Source organism: Caballeronia sp. PC1 (genome assembly GCF_021353155.1).
GTDB lineage: Bacteria > Pseudomonadota > Gammaproteobacteria > Burkholderiales > Burkholderiaceae > Caballeronia > Caballeronia cordobensis.
Genome location: NZ_JAJUBH010000001.1, coordinates 2,725,938 through 2,747,416, shown reverse-complemented (window position 1 = coordinate 2,747,416; position 21,479 = coordinate 2,725,938). Strand labels below are relative to the sequence as shown.

The 21,479-nt window shown below is 65.3% G+C and carries 22 protein-coding genes; 12 read left to right on the top strand and 10 right to left on the bottom strand.

What is annotated here, in order from left to right; all coding sequences use genetic code 11:
* Window positions 1-3: 3 nt before the first annotated feature.
* The 10 genes from gspF to LY284_RS13100 all read left to right on the top strand — a co-directional run bounded on the left by gspF (window position 4) and on the right by LY284_RS13100 (window position 7,537).
* On the top strand, window positions 4-1,221 hold the full coding sequence (gene gspF, locus LY284_RS13145) for a type II secretion system inner membrane protein GspF (protein WP_014192716.1): 1,218 nt from the start codon (window positions 4-6) through the stop codon (window positions 1,219-1,221).
* The gene (locus LY284_RS13140; RefSeq protein ID WP_045451538.1) at window positions 1,221-1,634 is read left to right on the top strand and encodes a general secretion pathway protein GspC; all 414 of its coding nucleotides are present in this window, start codon (window positions 1,221-1,223) and stop codon (window positions 1,632-1,634) included. The genes gspF and LY284_RS13140 overlap by 1 nt, the downstream gene beginning before the upstream one ends.
* Before the next feature lie 133 nt (window positions 1,635-1,767).
* A complete protein-coding gene (gene gspG / locus LY284_RS13135; protein ID WP_041731211.1) occupies window positions 1,768-2,214 on the top strand; it encodes a type II secretion system major pseudopilin GspG in 447 nt (148 codons plus the stop codon).
* Window positions 2,117-2,707, top strand: a complete 591-nt coding sequence (locus LY284_RS13130) for a GspH/FimT family pseudopilin (protein ID WP_375294259.1) — start codon at window positions 2,117-2,119, stop codon at window positions 2,705-2,707. The genes gspG and LY284_RS13130 overlap by 98 nt, the downstream gene beginning before the upstream one ends.
* Window positions 2,704-3,096: a type II secretion system minor pseudopilin GspI gene (gspI, locus tag LY284_RS13125; RefSeq protein WP_014192720.1), complete on the top strand. Its 393-nt coding sequence runs from the start codon at window positions 2,704-2,706 to the stop codon at window positions 3,094-3,096. The genes LY284_RS13130 and gspI overlap by 4 nt, the downstream gene beginning before the upstream one ends.
* Window positions 3,074-3,757: a type II secretion system protein J gene (locus LY284_RS13120; RefSeq protein WP_081478167.1), complete on the top strand. Its 684-nt coding sequence runs from the start codon at window positions 3,074-3,076 to the stop codon at window positions 3,755-3,757. The genes gspI and LY284_RS13120 overlap by 23 nt, the downstream gene beginning before the upstream one ends.
* A complete protein-coding gene (gene gspK, locus LY284_RS13115; RefSeq protein WP_144403919.1) occupies window positions 3,754-4,887 on the top strand; it encodes a type II secretion system minor pseudopilin GspK in 1,134 nt (377 codons plus the stop codon). Before LY284_RS13120 ends, gspK begins: the two co-directional genes overlap by 4 nt.
* Window positions 4,888-4,923: 36 nt before the next feature.
* Window positions 4,924-6,261 (top strand): type II secretion system protein GspL, encoded by a 1,338-nt coding sequence (gene gspL / locus LY284_RS13110; RefSeq protein ID WP_045451540.1) that lies wholly within the window; start codon window positions 4,924-4,926, stop codon window positions 6,259-6,261.
* Window positions 6,258-6,761 (top strand): type II secretion system protein GspM, encoded by a 504-nt coding sequence (gene gspM, locus LY284_RS13105; RefSeq protein ID WP_014192724.1) that lies wholly within the window; start codon window positions 6,258-6,260, stop codon window positions 6,759-6,761. Before gspL ends, gspM begins: the two co-directional genes overlap by 4 nt.
* Window positions 6,758-7,537 (top strand): type II secretion system protein N, encoded by a 780-nt coding sequence (locus LY284_RS13100; protein WP_045451543.1) that lies wholly within the window; start codon window positions 6,758-6,760, stop codon window positions 7,535-7,537. Before gspM ends, LY284_RS13100 begins: the two co-directional genes overlap by 4 nt.
* Before the next feature lie 3 nt (window positions 7,538-7,540).
* On the opposite strand, the gene LY284_RS13095 is transcribed toward LY284_RS13100, so the two are convergent.
* Both LY284_RS13095 and LY284_RS13090 read right to left on the bottom strand, forming a co-directional pair.
* Window positions 7,541-9,070, bottom strand: coding sequence for an efflux transporter outer membrane subunit (locus LY284_RS13095; RefSeq protein WP_233386653.1), 1,530 nt, complete (start codon window positions 9,068-9,070; stop codon window positions 7,541-7,543).
* 173 nt (window positions 9,071-9,243) lie between these two features.
* Entirely contained in the window at window positions 9,244-9,519 is a 276-nt protein-coding gene (locus LY284_RS13090) for a hypothetical protein (protein ID WP_045451548.1), read from the bottom strand.
* 207 nt (window positions 9,520-9,726) lie between these two features.
* Between LY284_RS13090 and LY284_RS13085 the strand changes: the two genes are divergently transcribed.
* Entirely contained in the window at window positions 9,727-10,224 is a 498-nt protein-coding gene (locus tag LY284_RS13085; protein ID WP_045451550.1) for a MarR family winged helix-turn-helix transcriptional regulator, read from the top strand.
* A gap of 107 nt (window positions 10,225-10,331) precedes the next feature.
* A complete protein-coding gene (locus LY284_RS13080; protein WP_045451552.1) occupies window positions 10,332-11,894 on the top strand; it encodes a DHA2 family efflux MFS transporter permease subunit in 1,563 nt (520 codons plus the stop codon).
* A gap of 7 nt (window positions 11,895-11,901) precedes the next feature.
* On the opposite strand, the gene LY284_RS13075 is transcribed toward LY284_RS13080, so the two are convergent.
* The 8 genes from LY284_RS13075 to LY284_RS13040 all read right to left on the bottom strand — a co-directional run bounded on the left by LY284_RS13075 (window position 11,902) and on the right by LY284_RS13040 (window position 21,446).
* On the bottom strand, window positions 11,902-12,459 hold the full coding sequence (locus tag LY284_RS13075) for a hypothetical protein (RefSeq protein ID WP_041730855.1): 558 nt from the start codon (window positions 12,457-12,459) through the stop codon (window positions 11,902-11,904).
* Window positions 12,460-12,593: 134 nt separating this feature from the next.
* On the bottom strand, window positions 12,594-14,213 hold the full coding sequence (gene gshA, locus LY284_RS13070; protein WP_045451554.1) for a glutamate--cysteine ligase: 1,620 nt from the start codon (window positions 14,211-14,213) through the stop codon (window positions 12,594-12,596).
* A gap of 207 nt (window positions 14,214-14,420) precedes the next feature.
* The gene (ada, locus tag LY284_RS13065) at window positions 14,421-15,503 is read right to left on the bottom strand and encodes a bifunctional DNA-binding transcriptional regulator/O6-methylguanine-DNA methyltransferase Ada (protein ID WP_045451557.1); all 1,083 of its coding nucleotides are present in this window, start codon (window positions 15,501-15,503) and stop codon (window positions 14,421-14,423) included.
* A 324-nt stretch (window positions 15,504-15,827) separates the two neighbouring features.
* On the bottom strand, window positions 15,828-17,171 hold the full coding sequence (hslU, locus tag LY284_RS13060) for an ATP-dependent protease ATPase subunit HslU (protein ID WP_014192733.1): 1,344 nt from the start codon (window positions 17,169-17,171) through the stop codon (window positions 15,828-15,830).
* Window positions 17,172-17,183: 12 nt separating this feature from the next.
* Complete coding sequence (gene hslV / locus LY284_RS13055; protein WP_045451560.1) at window positions 17,184-17,720, bottom strand: ATP-dependent protease subunit HslV; 537 nt, start codon at window positions 17,718-17,720, stop codon at window positions 17,184-17,186.
* A gap of 363 nt (window positions 17,721-18,083) precedes the next feature.
* Window positions 18,084-18,500, bottom strand: coding sequence for an RNA polymerase-binding protein DksA (dksA, locus tag LY284_RS13050; protein WP_008352366.1), 417 nt, complete (start codon window positions 18,498-18,500; stop codon window positions 18,084-18,086).
* Window positions 18,501-19,067: 567 nt separating this feature from the next.
* Window positions 19,068-20,138, bottom strand: coding sequence for a GTP-binding protein (locus tag LY284_RS13045; protein ID WP_045451563.1), 1,071 nt, complete (start codon window positions 20,136-20,138; stop codon window positions 19,068-19,070).
* Window positions 20,139-20,246: 108 nt separating this feature from the next.
* The gene (locus tag LY284_RS13040; RefSeq protein WP_045451566.1) at window positions 20,247-21,446 is read right to left on the bottom strand and encodes a class I SAM-dependent rRNA methyltransferase; all 1,200 of its coding nucleotides are present in this window, start codon (window positions 21,444-21,446) and stop codon (window positions 20,247-20,249) included.
* Between the last annotated feature and the right edge of the window lie 33 nt (window positions 21,447-21,479).

Sequence of the window (21,479 nt, the reverse complement as noted above, 5' to 3'; positions counted from 1 at the left end):
CGTATGCCGGCATTCCGTTTCGAAGCGATCGACCACGCGGGCAAGACGCAAAAAGGCGTGCTCGACGCCGACAGCGCCCGCGCCGCGCGCAGTCAGTTGCGCACGCAAGGGCTCACGCCGCTCGTCGTCGAGGCGGCGGGCACGCGCACGCGCGGCGAGCGCAATCAGCGGCTTTCGCTCGGGCGGCGTCTGTCGCAGCGCGAACAGGCGATCCTCACGCGCCAGCTCGCGAGCCTTTTGATCGCGGGGCTGCCGCTCGGCGAGACGCTCTCGGTGCTGACCGAACAGTCGGAGCGCGACTACATCCGCGAATTGATGGCCGCGATCCGCGCCGAAGTGCTCGGCGGCCATTCGTTCGCCAACGCGCTCGCGCAGCATCCGAAGGATTTCCCGGAGATCTATCGCGCGCTGGTTGCCGCGGGCGAGCACACCGGCAAGCTCGGTCTCGTGCTTTCGCGTCTCGCGGATTACATCGAGCAGCGCAACGCGCTCAAGCAGAAGATCATCCTGGCGTTCACGTATCCGGGCATCGTCACGCTCATCGCGTTTGGCATCGTCACGTTCCTCTTGAGCTATGTCGTGCCGCAGGTCGTGAACGTGTTCGCGAGCACGAAGCAGCAGTTGCCGTTTCTCACCGTCATGATGATGGCGCTGTCCGCCTTCGTCCGAAGCTACTGGTGGGCCGTGCTGATCGGCGTGGCCATTTTCGCGTGGCTCGTGAAGAGCATTCTCGCGCGGCCCGGGCCGCGCATGTCCTTCGACCGGTGGCTGCTCACCGCGCCGCTCATCGGCAAGCTGGTGCGCGGCTACAACACGGTGCGCTTCGCCAGCACGCTCGCCATTCTCACGGCGGCCGGCGTGCCGATCCTGCGCGCGCTGCAGGCGGCGGGCGAAACGCTGTCGAACACGGCGATGCGCAATAACGTCGACGACGCCATCGTGCGCGTGCGCGAAGGCTCGTCGCTGTCGCGCGCGCTCGGCAACACGCGGACGTTTCCGCCGGTGCTCGTGCATCTGATCCGCTCGGGCGAAGCGACCGGCGACGTCACCACGATGCTCGACCGCGCCTCCGAAGGCGAAGCGCGCGAACTGGAACGCCGCACGATGTTCCTCACGAGCCTGCTTGAGCCGCTGCTCATTCTCGCAATGGGCGGCGTCGTGCTCGTGATCGTGCTCGCGGTGATGCTGCCGATCATCGAACTGAATAATCTGGTGCAGTGATGAACGTCCTTCAAACTCGCTTGCTGACGCTCGCCGCGCTCGCGCTTTTCTGCGTGACGCTGACGTACTGGATCGTCACGCTGACGTCGCGCGATACCACGCCGTTGCCCGCCGCGGCCGCGACGCGCGCGCCCTCGGTCGAGCAGGCCGCGACCATTTTCGGCGGGCGGCTGGAACGCCAGGCCAATTCGGACGTGCATCTGTTCGGCATTCTCGCGCTGCAGGGCGGCGCGGCGGCCATCGTGAGCTACGGCGGCGAACCGGCGAAGGCCGTGTCGCTGGGCGGCCCGCTCACGCAGGGCGTGAAGCTCTCGGAAGTGCGCGCGCGCTCGATCATCATCGATCGCAATGGCGTGAAATCCGAAGTGTTCCTGCCGCAGAATCCGCCTGGGCCGACTGTCTGGGTGCGCTGAGCGCGACGCGATGACTCGCTCGCGCGTAGCGAGCCGGGCGCGCGTCTAGAATGACCGGCGGTTTTTCCGTTCACAGCGGGCACGAGGCCCGCAAATGTACTTTTAATTCAAGAGGTAAGCAGTTATGCAACTGATGCAACGCCGCATCGAAACCAATCGGGCACGCCGCCAGGGCGGCTTCACGCTGATCGAAATCATGGTCGTGATCGCGATTCTCGGCATTCTCGCCGCGCTGATCGTGCCGAAGATCATGAGCCGTCCGGACGAGGCCCGCCGCGTCGCCGCGAAGCAGGACATCGGCACGATCATGCAGGCGATGAAGCTGTATCGCCTCGATAACGGCCGCTATCCGACGCAGGAGCAAGGCCTGCGCGCGCTGGTCGAGAAGCCTTCGACCGAGCCGGTGCCGAACAACTGGAAGGACGGCGGCTATCTCGAGCGCCTGCCGGCCGATCCGTGGGGCGGACAGTATCAGTATCTGAATCCGGGCGTGCACGGCGAGATCGACGTGTTCAGCTACGGCGCGGATAACAAGGCGGGCGGCGACGGCAACGATGCCGACGTCGGCTCCTGGCAGTAAGCAGCAGGCTGCGGAAATCGTGAACGGGCATTTATCGGCGCGTCGTCAGGCAGGTTTCACGCTGCTGGAAATGCTCGTCGTGCTGGTGATCGCGGGTCTGCTCGTGTCGCTCGCGTCGCTGCAACTGACGCGCAACCCGCGCACCGACCTCAACGAGGAAGCACAGCGTCTCGCGCTGCTGTTCGAATCGGCGGGGGACGAAGCGCAGGTGCGCGCGCGGCCGATCGCGTGGCAGCCGCTCGACGGCGGCTTTCGCTTCGACATCCGCACGGAAGACGGCTGGCGTCCGCTGCGCGACGACCTGTTGCGCGCCCGTCGCTGGGAAGGCGGCGTGACCGGCGTGACGATCCAGTTTCTCGATTCCGACAAATCCGTGAGCCGGCTGGTGTTCGGCACCGAAGCCATCGACACGCCGATGGAAATCACGCTGATCTCGGCGGCGGGCCGCGTGACCATCGTCGGCAGCGGCAACGGCCGCTTTCAGGTGCGATGATGCGCGCGCGCCGTTCACCTCAACGCGGCTTCACCATGATCGAAGTGCTGGTGGCGCTGGCGATCATCGGCGTGGCGCTCGCGGCGTCGATCCGCGCGGTCGGCTCGCTCGCGACGGGCGAAGCGGATTTGCACCGGCGGCTGCTCGCGGGCTGGAGCGCGGACAACGAACTCGCGCAATTGCGGCTCTCGCGCCAGTTTCCGCAGATCGGCTCGCGCACGTTCGACTGCTCGCAGGGCAATCTGAAGCTCATGTGCACGCAGCGCGTGAGCCAAACGCCGAACCCGATTTTCCGGCGCGTCGAGATGCTCGTCACGACGCCGGGCCGCTCGGGTTATCTGGCGCAAATGGTCACGGTGGTGGCGAATGAAACGAATCGCTCGCTCTGACCGGAACCGGACGCATCGAAGGCAGCGCGGTTTCACGCTGCTCGAAATGCTGATCGCGATCGCGATTCTCGCGGTGATCGCCGTGTTGTCGTGGCGCGGGCTCGACTCGGTGATCCGCGCGCGCGCCACCATCGAGAATTCGATGGAAGACGAGCGCATCGTCGCGCAGTTGTTCGACCAGATGCGCATCGACGCGCGCCAGGCCGCCACCGACGACGAAGCCGGCCAGCCTGCGGTGCAGATCGGCAACGGCTCGCTGCAGATCGTGCGCGGCGTGTTCGCGCCCAACACGGCGCCGCGTCTGCAGGTGGTGCGCTATCGGCTGTCGAACGGGCGGATCGTGCGCTCGGCGTCGCCGCCGCTCGAAAACGTCGGTGAAGTGCGGCGCGCGTTGTCGTCGGGCGATTCGGCGGACGGCTGGAGCGCGATTCCGTTGATGGGCGGCGTGGCGTCGCTCGCGACGCGCGTCTACATTCCCGAAAAAGGCTGGACGACGCGAATGGCCGACGTGCTCTCGCAGATCAGGCAGAACGACAACAACCTGAAAGTGCCGCAACTGGGCAACGCGCCGCTCGCGCGCGCGGTTTCGGGCATTCAGGTCGCGGTCGGCGCGCGCAATCTGCAAGTGCCGATCACGCGCGTTTTTCTGGTCGGAGAATGACGATGCTAAAGCTCGGCCGGAACCGGAAGGAACGCGGCGTCGCGATCATCAGCGCGTTGCTGGTGGTGTCGCTCGCGGCGATTCTCGTGTCGGGCATGCTGTGGCGCCAGCAAGTGCAGATTCGCCGCATCGAAAATCAGCGGCTGCTCGCGCAGGCGCAATGGATTTCGCGCAGCGCGCTCGACTGGACGCGTCTCATCCTGCGCTCGGAAGCCGATACCTCGCCGACGGTCACGTATCTCGGCGGCGTGTGGGGCGTGCCGATCGCCAAGACGAAGCTCTCGGATTTTCTCGGGCAGATCGGCGAAGTGCGCGCGCAGCAGGGCGCATCGACGTATCTGTCCGGCTCGATCGAAGACGCGCAGGCGAAGTTCAACCTGCGCAATCTCGTATCGACGCCGACGCCCGGCGTGCTGACCATCAACGTCGAGCAGATTCAGGCGTTTCAGCGGCTGCTCGCGATGCTCGGCATCAACGGCTCGCTCGCGAAAACGGTGGCGTTGCAGATGCGCGCGGGCCTCGCGCGCTCCGCGACGCGTTTTCAGATGCAGACCGGCGTCGGCGGTACGACGAGTGCGACGGGCGCGGCGGGCGGCCAGAGCACCGCGGCGACGATCGCCGCGCTCGCGCAGGGCGGCGCTGCGGGCGGCGGCAACTTCACGGACGATCCCGGCCTCAAGGACACCGACGGCAACGCGCCCGTCGCGCCCTTGCAGATGATCAGCGTCGATTCGCTGCTCGACGTGCCGGGGTTTTCGGCGGAAGCGGTCGCGAAGCTCCGGCCGTTCGTCAACGTGCTGCCGACTTCGACGGCTGTGAACATGAACACCGCGCCCGCCGAAGTGATCGCGGCCGTGGTGCCGGGCATGAATCTGTCGCAGGCGCAGGCGTTCGTCGCGCGCCGCGAGACGGTGTTTTTTCACGACATCGGCAACGTGCAGCTCGCGCTGACCGGCGCGGGCGTCAAGACGGTGTCGATGGACCCGAACGAAATGGACGTCACCACGCGGTATTTCGTGATTCACGGACGCGTCGAGCATGAACGCGCGCAACTGGAGCGCACGACGCTCGTGTATCGCGATCCGACGACGCACACGACACGCATCGTATACACGCGCGACAGCCTGTAACGACGTGCCGCAGTCATTGATGAGAGGAAGTGGCCTTTGAGCACACTGATCGTTTTACTGCCGCCGCGCGATCCCGCGGTCCGCTCGGAAGAGTGGCATCTGCCGGATCTGCCGTTTCTGCTGCTCGACAAGCGCGGCGAGCCGCAGCGCGCCGGCCGCGCGGCCCTCGGGCTGCTGCCGCGCGCGAGTGCGACCGTGCTGATCGTCGCCGCGCGCGACACGCTGCTGCTTGCCGCGTCCGTGCCGCCGCTCAAGGGTCCGCGCTTGCGCCAGGCGCTGCCGAACGTCGTCGAGGATCAGTTGATTCAGGATCCGCAGACGTGCCACATCGCGGTCGATCCGCTCGAACTCGCCGATGGCAAGCGCGTGGTCGCCGTGATCGATCGCGGCTGGTTCCGCTTCGTGCTCGGCGCGTTTTCGGGCGCGGGGCATCGCAACGTCAAGGCCGTGCCCGCGACGCGCTGCCTGCCCGTGCCGGCCGCGAGCGCTCCCGAAGAAGGCGAGCAAACGGTCGCGGCGCCGACGCCGTTCATCGCCGGGCTGTTCGGTCATGTCGTGTCGACCGCGCCCGCGCTGATCGGCGAGATGGCCGCGCCGTCGCCCGCCGCGTCCGGCACGCCGCGCATCGAGATCGCGATTGCGCGCGGCGAACGCGCGGCGCTCGGCGAAGGCCTCGCGCTGCCCGCCGATTCGATCGAAGCGACGCTGGCCGCGCTTGCGGGCGATCATCCCGCGACGCTGTATTCGCTCGTCGATCTGCCCGGCGACGAGCCGCGTCTGTCCGGCTCGCGCAATGCCGCGGCCGCTATCGCCGGCGCGCAGCCGATCGCCTTCGAAGCGCTCGCGCGCAACGCGCTTGCGAGCCGCTTCGATCTGTGCCAGTTCGAATTCGCCGCGCAGCCGTGGCGTCTCGACCGCGCGACCGTGCGCCGCCTGCGCGTGCCGATCGCGCTCGTGGCGGCGTCGATCATCGTGTCGGTCATCGGCGTCAACGTGCAATGGCTGCAGCTCGCGCGCCAGCGGGACGCCATCAGCGCGCAGATGACCGAGCTTCTGCTCAACGCGTTCCCGAAGACGACCGTCGTGCTCGACGCGCCGGATCAGATGGCGCGCAACCTCGACCGGCTGCGCGTGGCGTCGGGCCAGTTGTCGCCGTCCGATTTTCTGTCGCTCGCCGATGGCCTCGCGCGCTCGCTCGGTCCCGTGCCGGTGAACGGCGTGGCGGGGCTCGACTATCGCGACCGGCATCTTGAAGTGACCTTCAAGCCGGAAACGAAGGTCGATCCCGATCTTTCGAGGCGTCTCGCGGCTAATGGCCTGAACGGGTCGATCGACAGCAACACCGGCAAATGGATGATCAGGAGCGGCCAATGAAAGCGGAAATCGGACGTTCGCTGTCGGAATTCTGGGAAGTGCGCACACCGCGCGAAAAGACGCTGCTGATGTGGGGCGGCATCGCGCTCGGCATCGCGCTGGTGTATCTCGTGCTGTGGGCGCCTGCGTACGAAGGCCGCGCGCGGCTGCGCCAGAGCTTGCCGGCGATGCAGCGCCAACTCGCGACCATGAACGCGCAGGCCAACGAAGCGCGCTCGCTCGCGCCCGCCACGGAAGGCGTGATGCCCACCGGCGGCGCGCTGCGCGATGCGCTCGCGAAGTCGCTCGCGGACAACGGCATGCAGCCGACGCAGATTCAGGTGATCGGCGCGGCGGTGCAGATCCAGTTGAAAAACGCGTCGTTCCCGAACTGGACGATGTGGCTCGACGACGCGCGCAAGCAGTTCAAGGTGCAGGTGTCGGACGCGCGCGTCACGGCGCTCAAGCAGGATGGCCAGGTCGATCTGACCGCTTCGCTGCAACCGGCCGGCACGAAATGAGTTACTGGACGCGACGCATCCGGCTCGCCTTGCCGGCGATCTTCGTGATGCTGATATCGGTCGCGGGCACGCTGCTCGTGATGATGCCCGCCGCGTGGATCGTGCCGCAGTTCTCGAAGGCGACGGGCGGCCACGTGAATCTCGTCGATCCATCGGGATCGCTCTGGCAAGGCTCGGCGACGCTGATGCTCGCCGCGGGCAGCGACGGCGCGGGCGCGACGCTGCTTCCGGGGCGCATCGAATGGACGACGTCGTTCCTGCCGCTTTTCACCGGCCGCATTCACATGACGATGCGCCAGACGGACGCCATGCCCGATGCCGTGATCCTCGATGCCAGCCCGCGCGGCGCGACGCTCACGGCCGGACAGATCGCGGTGCCCGCGACGCTGCTCGCCGGTCTGGGCGCGCCGTTCAACACGCTGGATTTCGATGGCGCGGTGCGGCTCTCGTGGACCGAGTTCCGTTTGCTGAACCGCAACGCTTACGGACAAGTGGTCGTCACGCTCGACGACATGGCTTCGCGCGTCTCGCGCGTGAAGCCGCTCGGTTCATACCGCGTCGCGCTGCAGGCGCAGGGCGCATCCGCGACGATCGATCTGACGACGAGCAAAGGTCCGCTGATGCTCAGCGGCAACGGTTCGATCGCGCCGGAATCGACGTCGTTTCAGGGCACCGCGACCGCCGCGCCCGAGCAGCGCGAGAACCTGGCGGGTCTCTTGAACCTGCTCGGCCGTCACACCGATCCGGATACGGTCGCGCTCACCTTCATGCGATAGAACTCAGCGGCTGGCGGTTTGCGCCGGACCGGAAGCCGGCGCGGGCGCTTCCACGCCGCCCGTCTCGCGATCCATCTGCGCGACGTCCCAGCCGCCGCCGAGCGCCTTCACGAGTCCCACCGACGACACCATGCGCTGCCCCGCGATATTCGCGAGCTTCTGCTGCGCGGTGAACGCCGTGGTTTGCGCGGTCAGCACGTTGATGAACGCGACCGTTCCCGCCTTGTACTGATTGTTGATGATCGCGAGCGCCTGCTGCGCGGATTCGACGGCCTGCTGCTGCACGACGATTTCCTTCTCCAGAATACGCAGCGACGCGAGATTGTCTTCGACGTCCTGGAACGCGGTGAGCACCGTCTGCCGGTAGGTGGCGACGTTCTGGTCATAGGCGGCGCGCGCGGCTTCGGTGCGCGCGGCGCGCAGGCCGCCGTCGAAGAGGGTTGCGGCGATGTCCGGCCCGAGCGTCCAGAAGCGCGACGGCGCGCGCAGCAATTGCGACAGCACCGAGCTTTCGAAGCCGCCTTGCGCCGAGAGGGTGAGCGTGGGGAAATACGCGGCCATTTCGATGCCGATCTGCTCGTTCGCCGCCGCCGCCTTGCGTTCCGCCGAAGCGATATCGGGCCGGCGTTCGAGAATCGCCGACGGCATCTGTACGGGCACGGTGGGCGGTGTCGCGTCGAGCGGGATCGGCGGAATCGAGAACGTCGACGCCGGCTCACCGACGAGCACCGCGATCGCGTGCTCGAACTGCGCGCGCGCGACGCCGTTGTCGATGGCGGATGCCTGCGCGGATTGCAGTTGCGTTTGCGCCTGAATCACGTCCGAACGCGCGACGATGCCCTGCGCGTACTGGTTCTGCGTGAGCTTGAGCGACTGCTGGTAAGCCGCGACGGTCTCGTCGAGGAGCTTTTGCTGGGCGTCCAGCGAGCGCAACTGGAAGTAGCTCTGCGCGAGCGTGGCCTGCGCGGAGAGACGCGCGTTCGCGAGATCGGCGGCGGCGCCCTGCTGGCCCGCCTTCTGACCGGCGACCGTGCGCGAGACGCTGCCCCACAGGTCCGGCTCCCAGCTTGCGTCGAGCGCGAGGCTGAACTGGTTGTTCACCGAGCCTTGCTGGCCGAAGCTGGAACTGCTGGTCGAGCGGTTGCCCGCGCCCGTTCCCGCGCGCGACGCCGACGCCGACGCACCGATGACCGGGAAATAGGCCGCGCGCGCTTCGCCGACGAGCGCGCGCGCCTGCCGGTAAGCCGCCGCGAATTGCGCGATGCTCTGGTTCGACTGATTCAATTGCGCTTCGAGCTCGTCGAGGCGCGTGTCGTTGTAGATGGTCCACCACGCGCCGCGATCGGTCTGGTCGGCGGGCTGCGCGACCTTCCAGCCATCGGGCGCTTCCTTGTAGCTGGCCGGAACGGCGGTGGCGGGGCGCTGATAGTCGGGCCCGACGGCGCAGCCGGCGATAAATATCGCGAGCACGGCGGCAGTCAGGCAGCGCATGGCGGCGGGAGCGGAGGCGGGAAGGGCGGGGCGATACGGCATCTGCTTGTCGGAATTCCTGTCGGCGCGGCTCCGGTCGATGCGACGGAGGGCGAAGCCGAGATGGTAACGGAACGCGGCGCGCGCCGATGTGAGGCGCGCGTCAGGCAGACGTTAGGGTAACGGGTTCGCCGTAAGGCGGGTGTTACGCGGCAGGACGTATCGGTTACGACGCGTTACGGCGCGCCGTCGGTGCACGGCGGGCGGAGCAGCGGCCGCGCGGATGCCTGCTTGGACCCGGCAGCGGACGCCGAATTGCGCCGCCGATGCCGGTTCTCGAACCATCCCATGCCCAGCACCGCGAACGATCCGCCCGGCAGCAGGAACACGATCACATACAACGCGAGTTTCCACGAACTCAGCTTCGCCGGGACGAAGTGACGGGAAGCGTTGGCGATCATGCTGCCGATAGGGCCGATGCGTCGGCGGGCGGTGCGGGCAAAGCGGGTCATGGGTGGGTCCTTCGGGCGTCGAAACGACGCGGCTGGCGATCAGAACATGGTTGCGGGCGGCGCATCTTGCGCGTAACTCGTTGCATAGAATAATATTGACTGAGCAACTATTTTTCAAGATACTGCTGATTGCTTTTCAGCAGTTGTTGCCTTTGCGAAACGCGACCGAGTGTCGCAAGCGCGCATCATCCGTACGATTGACGTGGCATGAACAGCGAACCGCTTTACGATCCCGACACGATTCAACTCGAAACCAGCCTCGGCTACTATCTCGCCAAGGCGCGCAACGTGCTCGTCATGCGAACCGATCAGGCGCTCAAACCGCTCGATCTGACGTCGCCGCAAATCGGCGTGATCATGATGCTGGCGTCGGGGCGGGCGCGCACGCCGCTGGAGTTGTCGCGCGAGATGTCCTACGACAGCGGCTCGATGACGCGTATGCTCGACCGGCTCGAGAAGAAGGGTTTCGTGAGCCGCGCGCGCAGCGAGGCGGACCGGCGCATCGTCGAGCTGAGTCTGACGGCGCGCGGGCGCGATGCGGCGAGCCGTCTGCCGGCGATCGGCGCGGCGATGCTCAACGAGCAGTTGCACGGCTTCAGCCGCGCCGAGCTGGATCTGCTGATCGCGATGCTCGCGCGCATCATCGGCAATACGCCGATGGCGGACTGCGCGCCCTGCGGGATAGACGAAGAACCATCTGATTAATCCGAGAAACCAGGCAATTCTTTGCGCCATTTTCACTGCCTGAGCAGAGAATGCCCCGACAAGAAAATGCTCGCGCCTAATGCGCTTCGAGCACCGGAGAACCGAACATGTCCGCATCCACGACGAGCGCGCCCGCCTCGCCGCCCGCACCGATACCGCTCAAGGGCGGCATCCTCGCCTTGCTCACGATGGGCCTCGCCCTCGGCACCTTCATGGAGGTGCTCGACACGTCGATCGCGAACGTCGCGGTGCCGACCATCTCCGGCAGCCTCGGTGTCGCGACGAGCGAAGGCACGTGGGTCATTTCGTCGTACTCGGTCGCGTCCGCGATTGCGGTGCCGCTGACCGGCTGGCTCGCGCGGCGGGTCGGCGAGGTCAAACTGTTCACGATCTCCGTGCTGCTGTTCTCGATCGCCTCCGCGCTGTGCGGGCTCGCGCACAACTTCGAATCGCTGATCGCGTTCCGGCTGCTGCAAGGCCTCGTCTCCGGCCCGATGGTCCCGCTCTCGCAAACCATCCTCATGCGCAGCTATCCGCCCGAAAAACGCGGGCTCGCGCTCGGTCTCTGGGCGATGACCGTGATCGTCGCGCCGATCTTCGGCCCCGTGATGGGCGGCTACATCACCGATAACTTCACCTGGCCGTGGATCTTCTACATCAACGTGCCGATCGGGATGTTTTCGGCGGCGATCGCGTATTTCCTCCTGCGCGGCCACGAAACCAAGACCACGCAGCAGCGCATCGACGCCGTCGGTCTCGCGCTGCTCGTGATCGGCGTCGCGTGTTTGCAGATGATGCTCGACCTCGGCAAGGATCACGACTGGTTCAGCTCGAACCTCATCGTGACGCTGGCGATCGTTTCGGCGGTGTCGCTCGCCTTCATGTTCGCGTGGGAGCTGACCGAGAAGGAACCGGTGATCGACCTCTCGCTGTTCCGCGACCGCAATTTCGCGATGGGCGTGCTCATCACGTCGCTCGGCTTTCTCGCGTTCTTCGGCTCGGTGGTCGTGCTGCCGCTCTGGCTGCAAACCGTGCTGGGCTACACGCCGTGGCTCGCGGGTCTCGCGACCGCGCCGGTCGGCATTCTCGCGCTGGTGCTGTCGCCGCTCATCGGGCAGAACATGCATCGGCTGAATCTGCGGGTGATCGCGAGTTTCGCGTTCCTCACGTTTGCGTTCGTGTCGCACTGGAACTCGACGTTCACGCTCGACACGCCGTTCCACGAGATCATCTATCCGCGTCTGATTCAGGGCATCGGCGTCGCGTGCTTCTTCGTGCCGATGACGACGATCACGCTCTCCAGCGTTTCCGACGAACGGCTCGCGGGCGCGGCGGGGCTGTCGAACTTTCTGCGCACCTTGTCGGGCGCGATCGGCACGGCGGTGAGCACGACTTTCTGGGAAAACGGCATGATTCGCCATCACGCGCGTCTCACCGAATCGGTGACGCCGTATTCGGCGGGCACCACGGCCTATTCGGATCTGCTTTCGGGACTGGGGCTGTCGGGACAGGCGCTGACGGCGCAACTGGATCGCGTCGTGTCGGCGCAGGCGTACATGATGTCGACCAACGACTTCTTCCGCATCTCCTTCTATGCGTTTCTCGTGCTGGCGGCGATGGTCTGGCTGACGCGGCCGAAGAAGGGCGCGTCAGCCTCGATGGGACATTGATCCGGCGTTACTGCGGCGCGAGCGGCGTGACCGACTGGCCCGGCTGGCTTTCGAGATTGAGCGGGGCGGGCTGATCGAGCGGGCTGACCTGTACGCCGCCCGGAGCCGGCGCGGGCGCCACGGGCGAAACGCCGGCTTGCGGCGTCGCCGTCTTGCGAAGCCCCGGACCGTTGCGCACGAACTGCTTGAAATCCGCGCCCGCCTGCCACGGATTCGGCTCGCAGCCGAGCGGGTGCTCGCAGTGCGCCGCGAAGCCGATGGTCGCGGTGCCTTCGTTGGTCGGCGTCTTCGTGATCTGATACGCGAGCGCGCGCTTGCCGCTCGACGGTCCCGCCGTCTGGATGATCGAATCCGTGATGGTCTGGAGCTTGTACTCCGAGTGGTTCGTCACCCAGACTTGCGCGCGCGCCCACCAGGCGTCGCATTCGGCCTTGCTCATGCACGTGAGCGGCGCGGTGGCCTGTTCCATCGTCGTGCTGCTGACCTGGTCCTGCACCGCGCAGCCGCTCAACACTGCGAGCGACGCGGCCCCCAGCGCGGCCGCGCCGAAGAACTTCTTAATCATTGCTCCCCCGATCGTCGAAAAACTCGGCAACATTTTGACCTCACTCAGCCGATGATGTTGCGGTGCGTTTCCCACTGTTGCACAACCGGAAAAACTTGCCGTTCGCGAAAACCGCGAGCGCGGAAAATTCTGCGTCAGGCGCTCGCGGCGTTCAGTTTGTAGACCTGATAAGCGGCAACGAAGGCATCGAAGGTTTCGGTGTCGCGGCTTTCGACCACCGTCTGCTCGACAAGCGATTTCGCGGCGAGCTCTTCCATCGCGCGCTCTTCGTCGACGGAAAGCGGACGCGCGCGAAAGCCTTCCGCGTGACGCATGCTCAGTTCGAGCGCGAAGTCGTCGAACGACTGGTGCTTCTCGCGCATGATTTGGAGCACGCGCGCCGACGGCGTGAGCGACGCATCCGCGATGCGCGGCCGCAGCGCCGCGAGCGCGCGCGAGTGGTCGTCGTGGCCGTTGAGCGCATCGAGCGTCTTCGCGACGGGCGCGATGGCATCGAAGAGCTCTTCGGCCCATTGCCGCATCGGCACGCTCGCGCCGTCGCGCTGAAGCGCAAGACCCGGCTTGCGGCCTTCCTTCGCCACCGCGCTGAAATTGCCATTCGCCTCGATGCTCGCCTCGCGCGGCAAGAGCGGGCTGTCTTCGAGCGCGCAATACAGCAGATACGCATCGAGAAAGCGCGCGGTTTCGAGCGAAATGCCGGTCGGTACGAACGGATCGATGTCGAGGCAGCGCACTTCGATGTACTGCACGCCGCGCTCGGCGAGCGCATGCAGCGGACGTTCGCCCGAGTGCGTGATGCGCTTCGGACGGATCGTCGAGTAGAACTCGTTTTCGATCTGCAGGACGTTGGTGTTGATCTGCACCCACTCGCCGTTGCGCTGCGTGCCGATGGCTTCGTAGGGCGCGTAAGGCTGGCTCACCGCTTTGGCGAGCACGTCGAGATAGGCGTCGAGATCGTCGTAGCTCGGCAGCAGATCCGCCTGCGCCGGATTGTTCGTGTAGCCGAGATCGCTCATGCGCAGGCTGGTCGCGTGCGGCAGATAGAACGTGTCGGCGTCGAACGATTCGAGATGATGCGCCTTGCCTTCGACAAAGCGCTTGTTCAGCGCCGGCGACGCGCCGAACAGATACATCAGCAGCCAGCTCGTGCGGCGGAAATTGCGGATCAGCGCGAAGTAGCGTTCCGACTGGAAGTCCTGCGCCGACAGCGTGCTCGTGTTGTCGAGCGCCTGCCACGCGCGCCACACCGCTTCGTTGAGCGAATAGTTGTAGTGGATGCCGGCGATGCATTGCATCGTGCGGCCATAACGCAGCGCGAGGCCGCGCCGGTACACCGTCTTCAGCGTGCCGATATTCGACGTGCCGTAATAGCCGAAGGGGATTTCGTCCTCCGGCGGCAGCGAATTGGGCATCGAGTTATTCCAGAGCAACTCGTCGCCCATGTGCGCGTACGCGAAACGATGCAGCGTATCGAGCGAATCGAGCGTCACCGCGACATCCGATTCGGCCGGCGTGATGAGCTCGACGAGCGCCTCGGAGTAATCGGTCGTGATGAGCGGATGCGTCAGCGCCGATCCGAACGCGCGCGGATGCGGCGTCATCGCGAGCTTGCCGTGCGGCGTCACGCGCAGGCTTTCTTTTTCGATGCCGCGCAAGCCGTGGCGCAACGCGTCGGCGTGCGGGCCCGACGCGAGCGCGGCAAGCCTGCGCTCGAATGCGCCGGCCTTGGGGTGAGCGGGATTCTTGTTTGACATTGAAGCGTTCTGCGAGGAGCGCGAGCGGCGTGCGCGCGATCGTATTTTTAGGGTAGCGGGCACTTTAACATTTCGGTGTCAGGCGCGCTTGCACCCAGAAACAGCAAGGGTTTGCGGGCTTTTCGGGAGATTTGCCGGAGCCGCTGTGAACGGCTCGCGAGGGGTGGGAAGCGCTCGCGCGTCGCGATGACGGCGAGCGTTCGGGCGTCAGGCAACCTTGTCGGATTCGCGGTGCGCGCGCTCCGTTTCGAGCAGCACTTCCTTACGCGGCGCGCCCCAGCGATAACCCGCGATCGCACCGTCCTTGCCGATCACGCGATGACACGGAATCGCGAGCGCGACCGGATTCGATGCGCACGCATTCGCGACCGCCCGCACCGCGCGCGGCGAGCCGAGCGATTCGGCGATCTCCGTGTAACTGCGCGTCTGCCCGTACGGGATGCGCCGCAACGCGTCCCACACGCGCCGCTGAAACGCGGTCGCGCCGATGTCGAGCGGCAAGTCGACGCGCTCGCGCGTGCCTTGCAGATACGCGCGAACCTGCGCGATGAACGGCTCCATGCTCGCGGCGTCCTCGACGCGCCTGGCTTGCGCGAAATCGGCGGCAAGCTGCTCGACGAGCGCGGGCGCTTCGTCGCCGAAAGCGATCTTGCACACGCCTTTGTCCGTCGCCGCGACGAGCACGGCGCCGAGCGGGGTATCGGCGGTGGCGTAGCGCACCGTGAGGCCCGCGCCCCCGCGCCTGTACTCGGACGGCGTCATGCCAAGCTCGGCGGGCACCGCTTCGTACATGCGCGACGGCGAGCCGAACCCGGCGTCGTGCGTCGCGCGCGTGACGTCGCGGCCGCGCTGCAACGCGTCGCGCAGCACGCCCGCGCGCTGCGCCGCCTGATACTGCCGCGGCGAAATGCCGACGATCCGCGAGAACAGCCGTTGCAGATGAAACGGGCTCACGTGGACGGCTTCGCTCAACTGCGCGAGCGTCATGCGTTGCTGCGGATCGGCGTCGAGCACCTTGCAGGCGCGCTCGACGATGGCGAGCTCGCGCGGCAGGCTCGTCGGCTGGCAGCGTTTGCACGGACGATAACCGGCGTGCTCGGCGGCATCGGTCGTCGCGAAGAATTCGACGTTCTCGCGGCGCGGCGCCCGCGACGCGCACGACGGCCGGCAGAACACGCCGGTCGTGCGCACGGCGAAGAAGAAGGCGCCGTCGGCGCGCGGGTCGCGGTCCTGGACGGCCTGCCAGCGGCCTTCGTCGGAAGCGAAAGTGGGGTTCGATGCGGTTGTCATGACGACCTCGATGGCTCTTGGGTACGGGACCACTGTAGAGCCGTGCAGTCGAGGTTACGCGCCGATTCTTGCGGTGTCATCGCTAGGCAAAATCCGAAAAGTGACGCGCAGATACCACAACTCGACGCTATAGGGGTTTTTACTAAAATTTCTATTGCGTCGCATCAAGCGCCTGTGTATAGTTGGAACTGTCTCCTCCATGTCTCCTCCTGATATGGATTCAGCCCGCCCACCTAGGCGGGCTTTTTTTCGCCTGTACGAAACGCGACGGCGTAAAAAAACCGGGCGTCGCCGCCCGGTTCCGTATGCACGCTGCTGCGGCCGTTACAGCACGTAGCGGGACAGGTCTTCGTCCTGCGCCACTTCGCCGAGCGCGCGGTCCACGTACGCCGCGTCGATGCGCACCGGCTGGCCCGCATGATTGCCCGCCGCGAACGACACTTCCTCCAGCAACTTTTCGATCACCGTGTACAGGCGCCGCGCGCCGATGTTTTCGGTCTTTTCGTTGACCGAGTAGGCCACTTCCGCCAGACGCCGGATGCCGTCCTGCGCGAAATCCAGATCGACGCCTTCCGTCGCGAGCAGCGCCTTGTACTGCTTGACGAGGCTTGCGTCGGTCGCATTCAGGATCGCTTCGAAGTCCTCGACCGACAGCGAATCCAGTTCCACGCGAATCGGGAAACGCCCTTGCAGTTCGGGAATCAGATCGCTCGGCTTGGCGAGATGAAACGCGCCGCTCGCGATGAACAGGATGTGATCGGTCTTGATCATCCCGTATTTCGTGTTGATGGTCGTGCCTTCGACGAGCGGCAGCAGGTCGCGCTGCACGCCCGCGCGCGACACTTCGGCACCGCCGGTTTCGCTGCGCGACGCGATCTTGTCGATCTCGTCCAGGAACACGATGCCGTTTTGCTCGACGTTCTGCACCGCGCGGCTCTTGACCTCTTCGTCGTTGAGCATCTTGCCGGCTTCTTCGTCGGTGAGCAGCTTGAGCGCTTCCTTGACCTTCACCTTGCGGCGCGTCTTCTTGCCACCGCCGATATTCGCGAACATCGAGCGAATCTGCTCGGTCATGTCTTCCATGCCCGGCGGCCCCATGATGTCCATGCCGGCCTGCGGCATTTCCACGTCGAGCTCGATTTCCTTGTCGTCGAGCGCGCCTTCGCGCAGACGCTTGCGGAAGGTCTGGCGCGTCGCGTTGTCGCCTTCAGCCGGCACGCTGTCGGACGATGCGCTGAAGCCGACCGGCCGCGCCGTCGGCAGCAGGATATCGAGAATCCGGTCTTCGGCGCGGTCTTCCGCCTTCGTGCGCACCTTCTTCATCTCGGATTCGCGCGTCTGCTTGACCGAAATTTCGATCAGATCGCGCACGATGCTGTCGACGTCGCGGCCCACATAGCCGACTTCCGTGAACTTCGTGGCTTCGATCTTGATGAACGGCGCGTCCGCGAGCTTCGCGAGACGCCGCGCGATCTCGGTCTTGCCGACGCCCGTCGGCCCGATCATCAGAATGTTCTTCGGCGTGATTTCCTGGCGCAGCGGCTCGGCGACCTGCTGACGACGCCAGCGGTTGCGCAGCGCGACAGCCACGGCCTTTTTCGCGCGGCCCTGGCCGATGATGTGCTTGTCCAGTTCGGAGACGATTTCGGAGGGAGTCATGGTGGTCATCGCTGGGTTCCTTTACTCGATCGTCTCGATGACGCGATTGTGGTTCGTGTAGATGCACATGTCGCCGGCGATGGTGAGCGCCTTTTCGACGATATCGCGCGGAGAGAGATCGGTGTTCTCGATGAGCGCCTGCGCCGCCGCCTGCGCGTACGCGCCGCCCGAGCCGATCGCGGCGATGCCGTGTTCGGGATCGAGCACGTCGCCGTTGCCGGTGATGACGAGCGTCGTGTCCTTGTCCGCCGTGATCAGCATGGCTTCGAGCCGGCGCAGCATGCGGTCCGTGCGCCAGTCCTTCGCCAGTTCGACGGCGGCGCGCGTCAGGTTGCCCTGATGCTTTTCGAGTTTCGCCTCGAAGCGGTCGAGCAGCGAGAACGCGTCGGCGGTGCCGCCCGCGAAGCCCACCAGCACCTTGCCGCCATAGATGCGGCGCACTTTCTTCGCGCCCCCTTTCATGACGATGTTGCCGAGCGTCACCTGACCATCGCCGCCCAGCGCGACTTTGCCGTCGCGGCGCACGGAGACGATGGTCGTGCCGTGAAATTGTTCCATGTGCGTTCCTTGGATAAACAGACGATGCGTGGCGATGAAAGTCCGCCGCGCAGTCGAGAATTCGATGGAGTGCACGGCGCGGGGTTCCGCCCGGCCTAAGGCTTCGGGCGGACGGCGCCGCGCTCGCGCCCGTCGCATGGATGCTTTTGCGGGGCGCGTCCGGCTCATTTTAGGGCGATGGAAGATTTATCAAGGCGTAGGCCGCCGATGCTTCGCGCGAGGCCCAGGAAAAACACGCCAGAAAAGCAAAAAGGCACACGTCGATGTGTGCCTTTCCCTTGATGCGACTGCCTTCGCGCAGCTTTTTGCGGCGGCGTCTTCCCCGTGGCGGGCGATCCCGCACGACGCCGGCCGGCGGCGAGATCAGTCGCCGAACAGCTTCTGACGCAGTTCGCGGCGTTCCTGAGCTTCGAGCGAGAGCGTGGCCGTCGGGCGCGCGAGCAGGCGCGGAATGCCGATCGGTTCGCCGGTCTCTTCGCACCAGCCGTAGTCGCCGGATTCGATGCGCGCGAGAGACTGCTGCACCTTCTTCAGAAGCTTGCGCTCGCGGTCGCGCGTGCGCAGTTCCAGTGCGTGCTCTTCCTCGATGGTCGCGCGATCCGCCGGGTCCGGCACGATCACCGTTTCCCGCAGATTTTCGGTCGTCTGGCCGGCATTCTTCAGAATGTCCGCTTGCAACTGTTCGAGCCGGTTCTTGAAGAAGGCGAGTTGATCCTCGTTCATGTAGTCCTTCTCGCTCATCTTCAGGATTTCGGCTTCGGTCAAGAGTTTCGTTGTCATCTGCTTGCTTCTTCAATGTAGGGCGATGTCTTCGCAACGCCCGCACTTGCGTTACCCGCATGCAGCGCATCGGTACGCGGTGCTGCGCGACACGCCGATGCGGGGCCGAACTCCTCTGGAAACCGATATTGGATGATGCTCCGGAAAGGCCCAGGCGGTTTTCGCATGGCCCTTGGATTTCCGGCCCCGGTGCTTTGACTTGATTTGCCTTCCCCCGGCAAATCGAGGCATCGTCCCGACGGGACATCCCTTCTCCTAAACATCCCGCGGACGAGCCCGAAGACGCGCCATCAGCGGAACTGCCCTTCTCCAGTGGGGCTGTATTGTAACTGAACCGCAATTTCCGACGAAACCCACGGAAAACCCTGTCAATTCGCGCCGGAATTTCAAAAATATAACGCCTGGACGTGCAAAAAGCGATGTCGGTTCGTGGGCGCGGCTACATACGCGCATCGAAAGTCCGATCGTGAAAAACGCCGCGCACGAACGGCTCGCGGCGGCGTTTTGTTCCTGCGTGCGACTTTGCTCCGCGCGAGTCGCACAAATCAAGCGAGATGCGTGCCGGATTTACTTCACGAGGCAGGCGTCGAGACCGTCGGTGATCAGGTCTTTCGGCAGCTCGATACCGATGAACACCATCTTGCTGTTCTTCTTCTCGATCGGCATCCATTTGCCGGCGAGGTCGCTGCCCATCATCTGATGCACGCCCTGGAAGACGACCTTGCGATCGACGCCCTTCATGTAAAGCACGCCCTTGTAGCGCAAGAGGCGCTCGCCATAGATCTGCAGAATGCCGCCGAGGAAGTCTTCGAGGCGGTTCGGATCGAACGGCTTGTCGCTGCGGTACACGAACGACTTGATCTTGTCGTCGTGATGCGCGTGATGATGGTGATGCCCGTGCTCGTGATCGTGACTGTGATCGTGGCCGCAGGTCGAATGATCGTGGTCGTGCTCATGGTCGTGGCCATGCGCATGATCGTGATCGTCTTCCGCGAGGAAATCCGGATCGATCTCGAGCTTCGAATTCAGGTTGAAGCCGCGCAGATCGAAGATCTCCTTGATGTCCGCGTCGCCGAAATTCACGACCTTGATCGCCGCGCGCGGGTTCATGTGCAGCAGGCGATGCTTGAGCGCGTCGAGTTCGTCGGCGGAAACGAGATCGGACTTCGTGACGAACAGGCGGTCCGCGAAACCGACCTGACGTTGCACGACTTCGTGCTGATCCAGCTGCGAATCGGCGTGTTTCGCGTCGACCAGGGTGATGATCGCGTCGAGCAGGAATTCGTCGGCGACGGTGTTATCCATGAAGAACGTCTGCGCGACCGGACCCGGATTCGCAAGACCGGTCGTTTCGATCACCACGCGGTCGAACTGGAGCGTGCCCGCTTTATTGCGGTTCGCGAGGTCTTCGAGCGCGCGCGCCAGATCGCCGCGGATCGTGCAGCAGATGCAGCCGTTGCTCATCTGGATGATCTGCTCGTTCGTTTCCTGCACGAGGATTTCGTTGTCGATGTTCTCTTCGCCGAACTCGTTCTCGATCACGGCGATCTTCAGGCCGTGCTGCTCGTTCAGGATGCGCTTGAGCAGCGTGGTCTTGCCGCTGCCCAGAAAGCCGGTCAGGATGGTTACGGGAATCATGGTGTCGCCTGTGTCCTTGTCTGTGCGCTGAATCGATTATTGAAACATATTTGTCAAGCCGGTGCCGCTCGCGCCGTTCGCGCGGGAATTCCGCGTACTTTGGGCCAGTCACGCGATTTGCAACAGCAGCCCTTTCAGGTATTCGCCTTCCGGAAACGCCGTCAGCAGCGGATGATCGACGCCCGCGCCGAGGCGCTTGAGAATCCGCGCATCGACGCGCGCGTCCGCCGCCGCGCCCGCGACGATCTTCTGGAACAGATCCGCATCGATCGCGCCTGAGCACGAATACGTGAAGAGCAGCCCGCCCGGACGCAGCAGCTTGAAACCGCTCAGATTGATGTCCTTGTAGGCGCGCGCGGCGCGATCGACGGTTTCCTTCGACGGCGCGAACTTCGGCGGATCGAGCACGATCAGGTCGAAGCGCTGGCCTTCGTCGTAGAGGCGGCGCAGCGTCTTGAAGGCATCGGCGTCGAGCCAGTCGGCTTTGTCCGCGTCGAAACCGTTCGCCTTGACGTTTTCGCGCGCGAGCGCGAGCGCATCGCCGGACGAATCGACGGACACGACGCGCGTCGCGCCGCCTTTCAACGCGGCGAGCGAAAAACCGCCCGTGTAGCAGAAACAGTTCAGCACGTCGCGGCCGGCGGCGTACTGCGCGACCAGCACGCGGTTGTCGCGCTGATCGACGTAAAAGCCCGTCTTGTGGCCGTTTCTCACATCGACGTGATGCCGCACGCCGCATTCGTCCACGATGAACGTCTCGGGCGGCGCGTCGCCCGCGAGCACGCCCGTCGTCTGTTCGAGGCCTTCCTTCTGGCGGATCGAGACATCCGAGCGCTCGTAGACGTTCGGGCAGCCGGTCGCGGCAATCAGCGCCTGCACGATGGCCTCTTTCCACGCTTCGACGCCCGTCGCCATGAACTGGCAGACGAGCTGCGCGTGCGTGCCGTCGTCCGCGACGTAGTAATCGACGATCAGGCCGGGCAGGCCGTCCGCCTCGCCGAAGACGAGGCGCGTGGCGCCGGTGCCTTTCACCATCGTCTGCCGGTGCGCGACCGCGCGCTGCACGCGCCGCTTGAAGAACGCGTGATCGATCGGCTCGGCTTCGTCGAACGACCAGACGCGCGCACGAATCTGCGAGTGCGGACTGTACGAGGCGCGCGCGAGAAAGCGCCCATCGGCGGCGCGCACGACGACGGTCGCGCCCGCTGCGGGATCGCCGTCGATGCGCGCGATGGCGTTGGCGTAAATCCACGGATGGCGGCGAACGAGCGACTTGTCCTTCGCCGGTTTGAGCGTGATGGTGTTCATTGCAATCCGGAAGCGGCGCCGACGACAGACCGA

What these genes read in the sequence shown, in the direction of transcription:
- gspF (WP_014192716.1), top strand. Translation starts at nt 4, where the DNA reads ATGCCGGCATTCCGTTTCGAAGCGATCGACCACGCGGGCAAGACGCAA.
- LY284_RS13140 (WP_045451538.1), top strand. Translation starts at nt 1,221, where the DNA reads ATGAACGTCCTTCAAACTCGCTTGCTGACGCTCGCCGCGCTCGCGCTT.
- gspG (WP_041731211.1), top strand. Translation starts at nt 1,768, where the DNA reads ATGCAACGCCGCATCGAAACCAATCGGGCACGCCGCCAGGGCGGCTTC.
- gspI (WP_014192720.1), top strand. Translation starts at nt 2,704, where the DNA reads ATGATGCGCGCGCGCCGTTCACCTCAACGCGGCTTCACCATGATCGAA.
- LY284_RS13120 (WP_081478167.1), top strand. Translation starts at nt 3,074, where the DNA reads ATGAAACGAATCGCTCGCTCTGACCGGAACCGGACGCATCGAAGGCAG.
- gspK (WP_144403919.1), top strand. Translation starts at nt 3,754, where the DNA reads ATGACGATGCTAAAGCTCGGCCGGAACCGGAAGGAACGCGGCGTCGCG.
- gspM (WP_014192724.1), top strand. Translation starts at nt 6,258, where the DNA reads ATGAAAGCGGAAATCGGACGTTCGCTGTCGGAATTCTGGGAAGTGCGC.
- LY284_RS13100 (WP_045451543.1), top strand. Translation starts at nt 6,758, where the DNA reads ATGAGTTACTGGACGCGACGCATCCGGCTCGCCTTGCCGGCGATCTTC.
- LY284_RS13095 (WP_233386653.1), bottom strand. Translation starts at nt 9,070, where the DNA reads ATGCCGTATCGCCCCGCCCTTCCCGCCTCCGCTCCCGCCGCCATGCGC.
- LY284_RS13090 (WP_045451548.1), bottom strand. Translation starts at nt 9,519, where the DNA reads ATGACCCGCTTTGCCCGCACCGCCCGCCGACGCATCGGCCCTATCGGC.
- LY284_RS13085 (WP_045451550.1), top strand. Translation starts at nt 9,727, where the DNA reads ATGAACAGCGAACCGCTTTACGATCCCGACACGATTCAACTCGAAACC.
- LY284_RS13080 (WP_045451552.1), top strand. Translation starts at nt 10,332, where the DNA reads ATGTCCGCATCCACGACGAGCGCGCCCGCCTCGCCGCCCGCACCGATA.
- LY284_RS13075 (WP_041730855.1), bottom strand. Translation starts at nt 12,459, where the DNA reads ATGATTAAGAAGTTCTTCGGCGCGGCCGCGCTGGGGGCCGCGTCGCTC.
- gshA (WP_045451554.1), bottom strand. Translation starts at nt 14,213, where the DNA reads ATGTCAAACAAGAATCCCGCTCACCCCAAGGCCGGCGCATTCGAGCGC.
- ada (WP_045451557.1), bottom strand. Translation starts at nt 15,503, where the DNA reads ATGACAACCGCATCGAACCCCACTTTCGCTTCCGACGAAGGCCGCTGG.
- hslU (WP_014192733.1), bottom strand. Translation starts at nt 17,171, where the DNA reads ATGACCACCATGACTCCCTCCGAAATCGTCTCCGAACTGGACAAGCAC.
- hslV (WP_045451560.1), bottom strand. Translation starts at nt 17,720, where the DNA reads ATGGAACAATTTCACGGCACGACCATCGTCTCCGTGCGCCGCGACGGC.
- dksA (WP_008352366.1), bottom strand. Translation starts at nt 18,500, where the DNA reads ATGACAACGAAACTCTTGACCGAAGCCGAAATCCTGAAGATGAGCGAG.
- LY284_RS13045 (WP_045451563.1), bottom strand. Translation starts at nt 20,138, where the DNA reads ATGATTCCCGTAACCATCCTGACCGGCTTTCTGGGCAGCGGCAAGACC.
- LY284_RS13040 (WP_045451566.1), bottom strand. Translation starts at nt 21,446, where the DNA reads ATGAACACCATCACGCTCAAACCGGCGAAGGACAAGTCGCTCGTTCGC.